The sequence below is a fragment of the Micromonospora sp. RV43 genome, assembly GCF_001029515.1.
In the GTDB taxonomy this organism is placed as follows: Bacteria; Actinomycetota; Actinomycetes; order Mycobacteriales; family Micromonosporaceae; genus Micromonospora; species Micromonospora aurantiaca.
Genome location: NZ_LEKG01000083.1, coordinates 1 through 12,398, shown reverse-complemented (window position 1 = coordinate 12,398; position 12,398 = coordinate 1). Strand labels below are relative to the sequence as shown.

11 protein-coding genes, 2 pseudogenes and 3 riboswitches are annotated in these 12,398 nt (G+C 72.1%); of the genes and pseudogenes, 7 read left to right on the top strand and 6 right to left on the bottom strand.

The window, feature by feature from the left end; genetic code table 11:
* Positions 1-41 precede the first annotated feature (41 nt).
* A riboswitch (cobalamin riboswitch) is annotated at positions 42-186 on the top strand.
* Positions 187-232: 46 nt separating this feature from the next.
* The 6 genes from ABD52_RS20255 to ABD52_RS20230 all read left to right on the top strand — a co-directional run bounded on the left by ABD52_RS20255 (position 233) and on the right by ABD52_RS20230 (position 6,462).
* Positions 233-2,215, top strand: coding sequence for a magnesium chelatase subunit D family protein (locus ABD52_RS20255; RefSeq protein WP_013476137.1), 1,983 nt, complete (start codon positions 233-235; stop codon positions 2,213-2,215).
* The gene (cobO, locus tag ABD52_RS20250) at positions 2,215-2,829 is read left to right on the top strand and encodes a cob(I)yrinic acid a,c-diamide adenosyltransferase (RefSeq protein ID WP_047892845.1); all 615 of its coding nucleotides are present in this window, start codon (positions 2,215-2,217) and stop codon (positions 2,827-2,829) included. The genes ABD52_RS20255 and cobO overlap by 1 nt, the downstream gene beginning before the upstream one ends.
* Positions 2,823-4,184 (top strand): cobyrinate a,c-diamide synthase, encoded by a 1,362-nt coding sequence (locus ABD52_RS20245; RefSeq protein WP_053065435.1) that lies wholly within the window; start codon positions 2,823-2,825, stop codon positions 4,182-4,184. Before cobO ends, ABD52_RS20245 begins: the two co-directional genes overlap by 7 nt.
* A gap of 13 nt (positions 4,185-4,197) precedes the next feature.
* A complete protein-coding gene (gene cobA, locus ABD52_RS20240) occupies positions 4,198-5,220 on the top strand; it encodes a uroporphyrinogen-III C-methyltransferase (RefSeq protein ID WP_030275082.1) in 1,023 nt (340 codons plus the stop codon).
* A riboswitch (adenosylcobalamin (AdoCbl) riboswitch) is annotated at positions 5,220-5,360 on the top strand. Its footprint overlaps the gene before it by 1 nt.
* Positions 5,359-5,568, top strand: a complete 210-nt coding sequence (locus ABD52_RS20235; protein WP_013476133.1) for a CbtB-domain containing protein — start codon at positions 5,359-5,361, stop codon at positions 5,566-5,568. It overlaps the preceding riboswitch by 2 nt.
* Positions 5,569-5,679: 111 nt before the next feature.
* Positions 5,680-6,462 carry a CbtA family protein gene (locus ABD52_RS20230; protein ID WP_030275084.1) on the top strand — a complete coding sequence of 261 codons (783 nt, stop codon included), beginning with the start codon at positions 5,680-5,682 and terminating at the stop codon, positions 6,460-6,462.
* A gap of 22 nt (positions 6,463-6,484) precedes the next feature.
* Here ABD52_RS20230 and ABD52_RS20225 read toward each other — a convergent pair whose 3' ends face one another.
* From ABD52_RS20225 to ABD52_RS20200, 6 genes and pseudogenes are all read right to left on the bottom strand, one after another.
* Entirely contained in the window at positions 6,485-7,225 is a 741-nt protein-coding gene (locus ABD52_RS20225) for a cobalt-precorrin-6A reductase (protein ID WP_036311826.1), read from the bottom strand.
* 128 nt (positions 7,226-7,353) lie between these two features.
* A pseudogene (locus ABD52_RS40920) lies at positions 7,354-7,539 on the bottom strand (cobyric acid synthase CobQ); the annotation flags it as partial.
* Entirely contained in the window at positions 7,497-7,904 is a 408-nt protein-coding gene (locus tag ABD52_RS40915) for a hypothetical protein (protein ID WP_063778319.1), read from the bottom strand. The gene ABD52_RS40915 and the pseudogene ABD52_RS40920, both read right to left, overlap by 43 nt.
* 233 nt (positions 7,905-8,137) lie before the next feature.
* Positions 8,138-8,896: an ABC transporter ATP-binding protein gene (locus tag ABD52_RS20210; protein WP_013476129.1), complete on the bottom strand. Its 759-nt coding sequence runs from the start codon at positions 8,894-8,896 to the stop codon at positions 8,138-8,140.
* Positions 8,896-9,933, bottom strand: a complete 1,038-nt coding sequence (locus tag ABD52_RS20205) for an iron ABC transporter permease (protein ID WP_047892844.1) — start codon at positions 9,931-9,933, stop codon at positions 8,896-8,898. The genes ABD52_RS20210 and ABD52_RS20205 overlap by 1 nt, the downstream gene beginning before the upstream one ends.
* Positions 9,934-9,959: 26 nt before the next feature.
* Positions 9,960-10,943: an ABC transporter substrate-binding protein gene (locus ABD52_RS20200; RefSeq protein ID WP_013476127.1), complete on the bottom strand. Its 984-nt coding sequence runs from the start codon at positions 10,941-10,943 to the stop codon at positions 9,960-9,962.
* A 41-nt stretch (positions 10,944-10,984) separates the two neighbouring features.
* Positions 10,985-11,169, bottom strand: a riboswitch (cobalamin riboswitch).
* A gap of 594 nt (positions 11,170-11,763) precedes the next feature.
* Here ABD52_RS20200 and ABD52_RS38390 point away from each other — a divergent pair.
* Positions 11,764-11,996, top strand: a pseudogene (locus ABD52_RS38390) (MFS transporter); the annotation flags it as partial.
* Between the last annotated feature and the right edge of the window lie 402 nt (positions 11,997-12,398).

Here is a 12,398-nt window from a genome sequence, read left to right as displayed (position 1 = left end):
AGCCGCCCACCGGCCCTTGCCCCGGCCACCGGGGCGTCTATGGTGATGCACAGGTTCGAGGTGCCCCACGACCGTGGTCACGGGGAGAATCTGGGAAGCCGGTGAGAATCCGGCACAGGGCCCGCTGCGGTGATCCAGGCATTGACCTGGGAAGTCCGAAGACCGGCCTCGATCCGATCCACGGCGCATGCCGCGTCGTGGACCGCCATGGCAGATCGAGCGGGAGCCCTACATGCCAGCGCAGTACCCCTTTTGTGCCGTCGTCGGCGCCGACGACATGACTCTCGCCCTCACCCTGGTCGCGATCGATCCGCTCATCGGCGGTGTCCTGATCCGCGGGGAGAAGGGCACTGCCAAGACCACTACCGTGCGCGGCCTCGCCGAGGTGCTCCCGGCGGTACGGGTCTATGCGGGCGACCGGTTCTCCATCGACCCGGACGATCCCTCGGCGGTCTGCCCCGACGGGCCGTTCGACGTGCCCACGCCCGTCGTCGAACGGCCGGTACGCCTCGTCGAACTACCCGTCGGAGCCGGCGACGACCGGGTGACCGGATCGCTGAAGCTCGATGCCGCGCTGCGAGACGGCGTCGTCGCGTTCGAGCCTGGCCTGCTGGCCCGGGCCCATCGTGGCCTGCTGTACGTCGACGAGGTCAACCTGCTGCCGGACCACCTGGTCGACCTGCTGCTCGACGCCGCGGCGACCGGCCGGGTCAGCGTCGAACGCGACGGTGTCTCGGTCGAGCATGCCTCCCGGTTCGTGTTGATCGGCACGATGAACCCGGAGGAGGGCGAACTGCGCCCGCAGCTGCTCGACCGGTTCGGCCTGACGGTCGAGGTCGCCGCCCCGCGTGACCCCGTCCTGCGGGTGCAGGCGGTCCGCCGCCGGCTCGCATTCGACGCCGACCCGGAGGGCTTCGCCACACGCTGGGCCGGCGAGCAGGAAGCCCTGCGCACCCGGCTGGCCGCCGCCCGGCGCTCGCTGGCCGGTGTCGTGCTCGACGACGAGACGCTGACCAGGATCGCCGAGCTGTGCGCCGCGTTCGACGTGGACGGCCTGCGTGCGGACCTCGTCACCGCTCGCGCCGCCGCGGCGCACGCGGCCTGGCGGGGACGTACGCGAGTGACACTCGAGGACATCCGCATCGCCGCCCGTCTCGCGCTGCCGCACCGCCGCCGCCGCAACCCCTTCGACGAGCCCGGCCTGGACCAGGACCGCCTGGACGACCTACTCGGCCACAACGACCCCGACCCCGGACCCGACGGTCCCGGCGGCGGTCTGCCCGACGACACCGGGCACGACGGATCGGCCGGGGACGTGCCCGGCTCTCCCGGCGAGAGCCCGCCCGTACCGGAGCCCGAACGGCAGGCCGCCACATCGATGGCATCCGCGGGCGAGCCCGCACGTGCCCGCTTGCTGGTCGTGAAAGGAACCGGCGACGGTCAGGCCGGCCGGCGGTCCCGGGCACGAACACCGCAGGGCCGTGTCGCCGGGCAGCGGCGGCGCACGTCCGGCGACGGCCGGCTGCACCTGCCGGGCACCATCACCGCGGCGGCGCCGCATCAGCATTCCCGGGGTGGCTTGACCGGCGGTCGCGGCCTCGCGCTCGTGCCCGGCGACCTGCGCCGGGCCGAGACCGTCGGGCGCGAGTCGAACCTCGTGCTGCTGTGCGTGGACGCGTCCGGTTCGATGGCGGCCCGCCGCCGCATGGAGCAGGTCAAGACCGCTGTGCTGTCGCTGCTGCTGGACGCCTACCGCCGCCGGGACAAGGTCGCACTGGTGACGTTCCGCCGGCACACCGCCGAGGTCGTCCTGCCACCGACCGGCTCGGTCGACGTCGCCTCCCGCCGCCTGGCCGACCTACCGGCCGGTGGCCGGACCCCGCTCGCGGAGGGCCTGGAACGCAGTGGCGAGGTGCTGCGCCGGGAGGCGCTGCGCGACCCGTCCCGCCGGCCCCTGCTCGTCGTGGTGACCGACGGCCGCGCCACCTCCGGCCCGGACCCGCTGGGTCGTGCCCACCGCGCCGCCGCCGCGCTCGCCACCAGCGGTGTCCAGGTCGTCGTCGTGGACTGCGAGACCGGACGATTCCGGCTCGGCCTCGCCGCCCGGCTTGCCACTCATCTGAGGGCCGAGCACGTGCCGCTCGGTGAAGTGACCGCCGACGGGCTCACCGGGGTCGTTCGCACGGCGACCGCTCCGCGGGCGGGGGTGGCCTGATGCCGCAGGGTAAGCCGCTCACCGTCGCGGACGACGGCAGCACCACCCGCCAGCGGCGCAACCGGCCGCTGCTGATGGTCCACACCGGAAACGGCAAGGGCAAGTCGACCGCCGCCTTCGGCATGGCGATGCGCGCCTGGAACCAGGGCTGGGACATCGGGGTGTTCCAGTTCGTGAAGTCGGCCAAGTGGCGCATCGGGGAACAGACCGTCCTGGAGAGGCTCGGGCTGCTGCACGAGCAGACCGGCGAAGGCGGGCCAGTCGAGTGGCACAAAATGGGCTCCGGATGGTCCTGGAGCCGTAAGAGCGGCACCGAGGCGGACCACGCCGCGGACGCCGCCGAGGGCTGGGCGGAGGTGAAGCGCCGTATCCAGGCGGAACGGCACCAGCTCTACATCCTGGACGAGTTCACCTATCCGATGCAGTGGGGCTGGGTCGACGTCGGCGACGTCGTGGAGACACTGGTCCACCGTCCCGGCCGTCAGCACGTGATCGTCACCGGGCGCCGGGCCGACCCCCGGCTGATCGAGGCAGCCGATCTGGTGACCGAGATGCAGCACGTCAAGCACCCGATGGACGTCGGCCAGAAGGGCCAACGAGGCATCGAATGGTGAGCCTTCCGCGGCTGATCGTCGCGGCGCCGGCCTCCGGCCACGGCAAGACCACGGTCGCGACCGGGCTCATGGCCGCGCTGGCCGCGCGCGGGCACACCGTGTCGGGGCACAAGGTGGGGCCCGACTACATCGACCCCGGCTACCACGCGCTGGCCACCGGACGCCCCGGCCGCAACCTCGACCCGCACCTGACCGACCCCTCACTCGTGATCCCGCTGCTGCTGCACGGCGCACGCGACGCGGACATCGCCATCGTCGAAGGGGTCATGGGCCTGTTCGACGGCCGCATCGGCGGCGACGGTTTCGCCTCCACCGCGCACCTCGCGGCCCTGACCGCCACCCCGATCCTGCTGGTCGTGGACGTCTCGCACACCTCGCGCAGCGTCGGGGCCGTCGTGCACGGAATGGACACGTTCGAGGCCGGCGTCACCGTCGCGGGTGTCGTGCTCAACAAAGCCGGGTCCGCCCGCCACGCCGCCGAGGCGGCCCGGGCGGTGGAATCCACCGGCGTACCGGTGCTCGGGATCCTGCACCGCGACCAGGGTGTCAGCGCCCCGTCGCGCCACCTCGGGCTCGTGCCGGCAGCCGAACGTGAGGAGGCCGCCGCCGCCCTGGACGTGCTGGCCGAGCAGATCGCCCGCCACGTGGACCTCGATGCGGTGCTGCAGGTGGCACGCACCGCACCCGATCTGGACGCCCAGCCATGGGACCCCGCCGCGCACGTCCGGCGGCCGGGCGCCGGATCACCGGTGGTTGCGGTCGCGGCCGGGCGTGCCTTCACCTTCCGGTACGCCGAGACGACCGAGCTGCTGCAGGCGGCGGGCTGCACCGTCGTCCCGTTCGACCCGGCCCGCGACCAGCGGCTTCCCGCCGGGACACGCGGGCTGTACCTCGGTGGGGGGTTCCCCGAGGTACACGCGTCCACGCTGAGCGCCAACACGACGCTGCGCCACGAACTGCGCCAGGCCGTCCTCGACGGCGTCCCCACCGTCGCCGAGTGCGCCGGCCTGCTGTATCTGTGCCGCTCCGTCGACGGCCATCCCATGGTCGGGGCGCTCGACGCCGAAGCAGTCATGACGCCGCGCCTCACCCTCGCGTACCACCGTGCCGCACTCGGCTCGGACCAGCTGCTCGGCGAGCGGGGAACCGCTGCCACCGGCCACGAATTCCACCGCACCACCGTCACACCCGGTCACGGCGAGCACCCCGCCTGGCGCATCGAGGGCCGCAATGCCGGATTCGCCTCCCCCAGCCTCAGCGCGTCCTATCTGCACGTGCATTGGGCTGGGCAACCGCATCTGGCCCAGTCGTTCACCGAGGCCGTACACCGGACGGCTGTCTCCTCAGCACGTTAGGAATCACCGTCACATGCAGCTGAACCTCACCGGCCGTAGCGTGCTCGTCCTCGACGGGAGCGCACCCGCCGCCGTCACGGTCAGTGCGCTGCTGCACAGGCGCGCCCTGGTCACCGTCGCCGCGCCGGCCGTGTGCGCCGCGCTGGAGGACCTCGCCCTCCGCGGGCGCCTGACCTGGGTCACCACCCCGGTCGACGAGAGCCGGTTCGACGTCGTGCTGCGTACCGTCGCACCCTCGGAGGCCGGGGCACCGGCAGCGGTCCGAACGGCCGGACACGTCACGCTGGTCGGCGCCGGCCCGGGCGATCCAGGGCTGGTCACCGTCGCCGGACGCGCGGCCGTCAAGCAGGCCGACGTGATCCTCACCGACCGGCTCGCCCCGTGGGAGGCCCTGAAGTGGGCGCGCCCGGACGCCGAGATCATCGACGTCACCAAGGTCCCGTACGGGCGGAGCACGAGCCAGGAACAGATCAACGCGCTGCTCGTCGAGCACGCCCGCGCCGGACGGCACGTTGTGCGGTTCAAGGGCGGCGACTCGTACGTCTTCGGCCGCGGCTTCGAGGAAGTCACCGCGTGCGCCGAAGCCGGCGTCCCCACCACCGTGATACCCGGCGTGACCTCCAGCATCGCGGCCCCGGAGCTGGCCGGCATCCCGGTCACCCACCGCGGACTCGTGCAAGGCTTCACCGTCATCTCCGGCCACGTACCGCCCGGCCATCCCGACTCGTCGATCGACTACGCCGCCCTCGCCCGCACCGGCACCACCCTCGTGGTGCTGATGGGCATGCGCAACCTCGCGGCCATCGCCGACGCGCTCGTCGCCGCCGGTCTCGACCGGAACACACCATGCGCCGTCGTCGCGGACGCCGCCTCGGCCGGCCAGCGGGTGCTGCGCAGTACCCTCGCCGACGTCGTCGCCGACACCGCCGAGGCCGGCATCGGCGCGCCCGCCGTAACGGTGATCGGCCACGTCGTCGCCCTCGGACCGGCCGCCGTGCAGGCAGTCGCGACAGCGTCGCGTTGCTCCGATACCTGATATGGTCGTGCCACCCTGCTGAAGGAAGCCGGTGTGAATCCGGCGCAGTCGCGCTACTGTGACGCCGCTCGCGGCGAAGCCAGACCCTCCAGCCAGGTCGACCACCCATCGACGGGACGCAGCATCCCAAGGAGTGTCATGCCTCAGGCGACCACGGCCATTCCGGCCGTTCTTCCCACCATCCCCGTTCGCGCGCTCGCCCCCTGGGCGCTGTTCTTCGCGCTGGTCACCGCCGTCGTCCTGTATTTCGTGGGCGCCGAGCAGGGAGCTTTCTCCGTCTTCGAGGGCACCTTCATCCACGAGCTGACGCACGACGCACGGCACGTGCTGGGCTTCCCCTGCCACTGACACCACGCCACGCGGCAGTTCGCCCGGCCCGGCCGGAGTTTTCGTCTTTCCTCGTCACCGGCGCTGCGGGCGTTTCGTGATGCCCGCGGCCGGCTCTCGAACGGACCCTTGATGACCCCTCGCACTTTTCTCGTTCACGGGCTGCTGGCCGGGCTCATCGCCGGTTTCGCGGCCTTCCTCGTCTCCTACGTCGTCGCCGAACCCCAGGTCGATGCAGCCATCGCCCTGGAGGAAGCCGGTGCCGCCGAGCACCCGCACGACAATGCCACCGCCGAGCAGTCTCACAGCCACGATGAGGAGGAGGCCGAGGTCTCGCGTGGCACCCAGTCCACCGGGGGCCTGGCACTGGGCACCATCCTGGTGGGCATCGTCCTCGGTGGAGCGACCGCGCTCGCTGCCGCCTTCGCCGCCGGGCGTCTGGGCTCCCTGTCCGCACGGGCCAGCACCGCGGTGGTCGCCGCCGTCGGTTTCGTCGCCACCGCCCTCGTGCCGTTCCTCAAGTACCCCGCCACACCACCGGCGGTCGGCTCCGGTGACACGATCAACGAGCGGACCGCGCTGTACTTCGGGTTCTGGGCACTGAGCCTGGCCGCCGCGATCGGCGCCGTGGTCCTGGCCCGGCGTCTGCTGCCCCAGCTGGGCGCATACTCGGCGGTGCTGGCCGGTGCCGGCGCCTATCTCGTGGTCGTCGTGGTCGCCGGGGCTCTGCTGCCGACGGTCAACGAGGTCGGCGGTTTCCCGGCCGACACACTCTGGTACTTCCGCATCTCGTCGATCACGACCCTGGCCGCGACTTGGGCGGTCCTGGGTGCAGTGCTGACCGGTCTGGTCGGACGCGACGCGGACCGTGCCGCCGAGCGGCTGCGCCGCCAGGAGCTGGCGGCCACGCTCTGAACCTTCCCGGCTGAACCTCGCGTCAGGGTGCGGGCAACGCCCGCACCCACGCCAGGGCGGCGTCCACGTCACGGACCAGCGGCACTCCGGCCGGCGGCCCGGCGCGGCGCACGATCACGACCGGCATCGCCCGCTCGGCGGCGACCTCCAGCTTCGCGACCGTGTGGTCACCGCCGGAGTCCTTGGTAACTAGAACGTCCGTGCCCGCCATCACCTCCCGCTCGTGCGCGAGGGTGTAGGGACCGCGGCTGCGCAGCAGCTTCCACGACACCGGCAGAACGATGTCGGGCTCGTCCACCACGCGAACCAGGCACGCGTGCCGGCGCAACGGTTCGACGAAGTGCGCCAGCGACTGCCGTCCGACGGTGAGGAACGGCCGGTCGCCCAGACCGGCCGCCACCCGGGCAGCTTCACTGTGGTCACCGGCCCAGTACCAGGCCGACGCCTCGGGGCGAGCGGCCCAGCCGGGCCGTTCCAAACGGAGCAGGGGAACCCCGGCGGCCGGGCACGCCGCCGCCGCGTTGGCGCTGATCTTCTCCGCGAACGGGTGCGTCGCGTCGACCACGGCACGCACCCGGGTCTCCGCCAGGTACGCGGCCAGTCCTGCGATCCCGCCGAAGCCACCGACGCGGACCTGCCCCACCGGCAGCCGGGGACGCGCGACCCGCCCCGCCAGTGAGGTCACGACCACGGCACCGTCGTCGACGAGCGAGGCCGCCAGCGCGCGGGCCTCGCCCGTCCCACCGAGCACGAGAATCCTCACGCGTAGGGTCCGATCACCGGCGCCGCGGGAGCGCCCCGCTCGGCTAGGTTCAGCAGCGCGTCGACCTCCAGGTGTTTCTCCGCCAGGTCGGCGAGCAGATCCAGCCGGGCCTGCCGGGCCGGCTCTGCGCCCGCCGCCAGCGCCTGCACCCACTGAGCATGGCCGATCTCCGCCCCACCCGCACACGCCATCGAATTGTTCGCCATGTTCCGTGCCTTGAACGGAGCGACCCGAACACCGCGCCGTGCGAACGCCCGGCACAACGCGGTCGTCACCCGGCTCTTGCCCGCGTCCGACGTCGTGCCCGCCACCATGAGCCGCCCGGTTCGGCGAGCCTGTCCTTCCACCGCCCCAGTATCGCCTGCTGTCCATCCGCCGGACCGCCGGGCTCGGCGTGGGCGAGGTCCAGCCCGGGCTGGTGTCCGACGCTGCCCACCACTTCGGCCATCAGCAACGTGACCTCATGGACGAGTTCGTCCATGCTCTGCCCTGTCTGTGACTGGACCAGGGCCAAGGGCGAGTTCGGCGAGCAGCATGAAACCCGGGTGCGCACGGTCTCGTCGCCGATGGCGCCCAGCAGTTCCTCGGCGCCGGCGAAGTCACCGCGGTGTCTGGCCGCAATGACTCCCGCCGCCTGCTGCGCCGCGAGGAACGCCGGCCCAGCGCCGGCCTCGGTCATCGCGCCAGGATAATCGGGTTGCCGGCGCGGGGCGCGTCGAACCGCCGGGTCACGTCCGACCAGTGAACCGGTGGCCGCGTCGAGCGCCGCGTGCAGCAAACGGTTTCGCGCCGTCGAGGAAACACCTGTGCACGAATACGCCCAGACGCGCGGCCATCTGCTCGGCGAGCTGGTGGATCGTGTCGTGGCCAGCGTGGTGGGTGACCGACCGGGCACCGGCAGCACGTGCCGGGTCATGACGGCGGCCGGAACTCAATGACGGTCCGCCCGTCGTGAACCCGCACGTCTGCGTCGACGCCGTACACGTCGGCGAGCAGCGCCGGGGTGAGCACCCGTGCGGGTGGTCCCGCGGCGACGACCCGGCCGTGGTGCAGCACGACGACGGTGTCGCAGAACATGACGGCCAGGTTGAGGTCGTGCAGCGCGGCGAGGGCGGTGACCTGCGATCGGCGGACCAGGTGCAGCAGCTGAAGCTGGTGGCCGATGTCGAGGTGGTTGGTGGGTTCGTCGAGCAGCAGCAGTTCCGGCTCCTGGGCCAGCGCGCGGGCGAGCTGGACGCGCTGGCGTTCCCCACCGGACAGGGTCTGCCACTTACGGTCGGCGAACCCGGCCAGGTCGACCCGGCCCAGTGCCTCGACCGCGGCGGCATGGTCGCAGCCGGTGTCGGACCAGCGGGTCCGGCGGTGCGGGATGCGGCCGAGCAGGACCACGTCGCGGACGGTCAGGTCGAGGTCGGTCTCGGCGTGCTGGGCCAGCAACGCGATGCGCCGGGCCAGGGCAAGGCGCCGCAGCCGAGTCACGTCGTCGCCTGCGAGTGTGATGTTGCCGGTATCCGGGCGCACCAGGGCGGCGACGGCCCGCAGCAGGGTGGTCTTGCCGGAGCCGTTCGGGCCGAGCAGCCCGACCAGGCTGCCCGCCGGGACGGTGCCGGTGACGTGGTCGAGGATGCGGGCGGCGGGCACCGCCCACGAGACGTCGGAGATCTGAAGCATCAGCCGCGTACCTCCCGGCGGCGCAGGATCAGGAAGAACGCCGGCACCCCGACCAGTGCCGTCAGCACCCCGACCGGCAGCTCACGCGGTTCGAAGACGGTGCGGGCGGCGGTGTCGACCCAGGTCAGGAAGATGGCGCCGGCGAGCACGGCGACCGGTAGCAGCCGCCGGTGGTCCGGTCCGGTGATCAGGCGGGCGGCGTGCGGGAGGATCAGCCCGACGAACCCGATCGCGCCGCTGACCGCGACCAGCACGGCGGTCAGCAGGGCGGTGCCGACCAGCAGCAGCCACCGCAGCCGGTTCACCTCGACGCCGAGGCTCGCGGCGGCCTCCTCACCGAAGGCGAAGGCGTTGAGGGTACGGGCGTGCCAGCCGACCACCGCCAGCACCACGACCAGCACCGGTACCGCCCAGCCCAGGGCCGTCCAGTCGGCCCGGGCCATTGACCCGGACAGCCAGAACGTGATGCTCTGCGTGGCGTGCGGGTCGGCCACCCAGATGATCACGAAAGAGGTCAGTGCCGCGCACAGTTGTCCCACCGCGACCCCGGTCAGCACCACGCGCGTCGGCGACAATGCCCCGAACCTCCCGGCCAGGCCCACGACCAGCAGGAACGCGACAAGGGCGCCGAGGAAGGCGCCGCCGGTCAGCGCGGCTACGCCACTACCGATGCCGGCCACGACCACCAGGACCGCGCCCAGCGACGCCCCTGAGGAGACCCCGAGCAGGTACGGGTCCGCCAGGGGATTGCGGGTGACGGTCTGCATGACCGCACCGGCCGCGGCCAGGCCCGCCCCCACCGTGGCGGCGCCGAGAACCCGGGGCAAACGTAGGTCCCAGACGATGTGGTCGCGCAGCAGCGGCACGTCCGAGTTCGCGAGTCCCAGGTGGCCGGCGACGACCGTCCTCACCGTCCCGACAGTCAGGTCGGCCGGGCCGATGGTGACCGCGACGGCCACCGACAGCACCAGACCGGCGACCAGAGCCAGCACGAGCGCGGCCAGGCCGACCGCCCGCACCGGGCGGTGGGTGCGCACCGGGGCGGGCCGGGTGGTGACGGCGGTCAGCTCGGGGCCCCGGACGGCAGCGCGGCGATGCCCTGGGCGAGGGCTTCGACGCCGAGGACGTTGCGGACACCGGCCGTGGTTGACGAGAACGGGATCACCACGTACCACTGCTGTTTGACCGCGGGCAGGTCCTTGAGGGTGCGGTGCCCGGCGAGGAAGGTCTTCTTCTGCGCGGCGGGATCCCAGCTCGCGTCGACGAGCACGATGACCTCGGGGTTGCGGTCGGTGACGGTCTCCCAGCTTGTGTCGCCCCAGCTGCCGGTGAGGTCGGCGAAGGCGTTGGTGACCCCGGCCGCCGACATGATCATGTTGGGGGCGCCGCAGCAGGCGCCGACGCTCGGGGCGTCGCTGCCGCCGTCCCACCACATGACCTTCACGTTGCGGGCGGTGCCTGCGGCCGTGGCGATGCGGCCCTCGTGGTCGGCGATCAGCTTCTCGCCGCGGTCGCTCACCCCGAAGATCGCCGCGAGCTCGCGGATCTCGGTGAACACGTCGCCGATGGCGAGCTTCGCCTGCCGGGTCTGCGCCGGGCACCCGGCAGGGGAGATGTAGGTGCCGACGCCGAGTTTCTGCCAGTCGGCGCGGTCACCGACCCCCTCGTCACCGAACGCGCTGTTGTACGACGCGTACACGAAATCGGGTTCAGCCTCGAGCAGCTTCTCCTTGGTCGGGTACTCCTTGGCCAGCACCGGGATCTTCGCGTAGGCGTCCGCGTAGGCGGGCAGGATCGCGTCGTCGAGGTAGGCCGTGCCGATCATCCGATCTTGCAGGCCCAGGGCCAGCATGATCTCCGTGGCGGCCTGGTTCATGGTGACGACCCGCATCGGTGGCGCCGCGATGGTCACCGGGGTGCCGCAGTTGGTCACCGCGACCGGTCCAGCGGACACCGCCGGTGGTGCGGCAGCAGGCTTGGCATCGGCGCCGCAGCCGGTGAGCAGCACAGTGGACAGCAACAACGGCGCGGCAACGCGCCAGGGCATGGGGAACCGCACAGCGGGACCGCCTTCCAACACCTCGTGGACGGGGACGAACGTGCCGTGGCCGGTCTCCTGGCTGACGGGACAAGCAACCGCCGGCCGGCCTTCCCAGGCATCTCTGCCCAGTGACCTCGCGAAACGACGAGGGCCGACGGTCTCCCGATCACAGTGGCGAGGGCCGCGCCGGCATCACACCGGCTTCCCGAACACCACGGCGTCCCCACCATAACGGCCCGCGCTCGCCGCGGATCCGGTCCGGGCACCCGCTGTGGGAAATCCGACGCGCCGGACCGGCCTCGGCGTGGCTGTCGGCCCGCAACCCATCCGGCTCCTTTCTCGTGCGCGGTGGCTGGGCGAGGGCACGTGATCGACAGTGAGCGCCGTGGCTGAGGCTGAGCAGCAATACGTGAGCGCAGGTGCGAGGCCACGTCCGCCGGCGACCGGCTCCTCGGTCGTGGGCATGAGGCCGGCGATGCAGACGTCGAAGAGCTCGACGAGCGAGCACGGTACTTCGCGATCTGGATCGCCATCCGACCTGCGTTGCCGACGGCGCCGAGGACAAGGACGCGCTGGCCCGCGGTGAAGTTGATGCGGCGCGTCAGCGCGATCCAGGATGACATCGCCCGGGTTCATGGCGGTGGCGATCCGCACCGGGTCCACGCCGTCGGGTAGAACCACGCTGCGCGAGGGTCGATCAGGGTGCGTTCGGCGAAGGTTCCAAGGGGCGTATCGTGCAGGACCACGCAGCGGACGTTGCCCTTCTCGTCGCGTACCACGCCGTCCACGCCGGGGACGAGCGGGAAGATGTTGTTGCTGGTCCCCGGCGATCGGCATCTGGGCGGCGACCAGTGCGCTGGGCTTCGCCGCCGGGCCGCCGATCGGCGGACTCGTCCTGGCTCACCTGCCCTGGGGTGCGATCTTCCTGGTGAACGTCCCGATCGTGGTGATCTGCCTGCTCGCCGGCCGGATACTGGTCCCGGAATCGCGGGACCCGGCCGGTGGACGCTCGACCTGGGCGGGGCGACGCTGTCCACCGCCGGCCTGACCGCGATCGTCTCCCCGGGTTCCGCCCACGTCCCCGCCGGTCAGGTGGCCAGGCGCAGGTGACGCCGCTGCCGCAGCCGCACCGCGACAGCCCGCCACGACCAGCAACGTGAGCGCGGCAGCGAAGGCCAGCCCGTCGGTCAGGCCTGCCTCCAGCTCGCGCAACGTGGTGGAGCGGTAGGTGGACGGCGAGCGACGCCGGTCCCGATCCGGGCCGGCGTCGCTCGCCGTCGGGCTCAGAGTGTGGTTTCGCTGGTGAGGCCGAAGTAGTCGTGCCATTTGGTGGAGGGGGCGAATGTGGTGCCGGTGGAGAGTGCGACGTAGATGTCGTTGGTGGTGTTTTTGGTGAAGACGACGAGGTCGTCTTTGCCGTCGCCGTTGGCGTCGGCGAGGTAGGGGAATTCGCCGGTCAGG

What these genes read in the sequence shown, in the direction of transcription:
- ABD52_RS40915 (WP_063778319.1), bottom strand. Translation starts at nt 7,904, where the DNA reads ATGACCGAGGCCGGCGCTGGGCCGGCGTTCCTCGCGGCGCAGCAGGCG.
- cobO (WP_047892845.1), top strand. Translation starts at nt 2,215, where the DNA reads ATGCCGCAGGGTAAGCCGCTCACCGTCGCGGACGACGGCAGCACCACC.
- ABD52_RS20230 (WP_030275084.1), top strand. Translation starts at nt 5,680, where the DNA reads ATGACCCCTCGCACTTTTCTCGTTCACGGGCTGCTGGCCGGGCTCATC.
- ABD52_RS20210 (WP_013476129.1), bottom strand. Translation starts at nt 8,896, where the DNA reads ATGCTTCAGATCTCCGACGTCTCGTGGGCGGTGCCCGCCGCCCGCATC.
- ABD52_RS20255 (WP_013476137.1), top strand. Translation starts at nt 233, where the DNA reads ATGCCAGCGCAGTACCCCTTTTGTGCCGTCGTCGGCGCCGACGACATG.
- ABD52_RS20235 (WP_013476133.1), top strand. Translation starts at nt 5,359, where the DNA reads ATGCCTCAGGCGACCACGGCCATTCCGGCCGTTCTTCCCACCATCCCC.
- ABD52_RS20245 (WP_053065435.1), top strand. Translation starts at nt 2,823, where the DNA reads ATGGTGAGCCTTCCGCGGCTGATCGTCGCGGCGCCGGCCTCCGGCCAC.
- cobA (WP_030275082.1), top strand. Translation starts at nt 4,198, where the DNA reads ATGCAGCTGAACCTCACCGGCCGTAGCGTGCTCGTCCTCGACGGGAGC.
- ABD52_RS20200 (WP_013476127.1), bottom strand. Translation starts at nt 10,943, where the DNA reads ATGCCCTGGCGCGTTGCCGCGCCGTTGTTGCTGTCCACTGTGCTGCTC.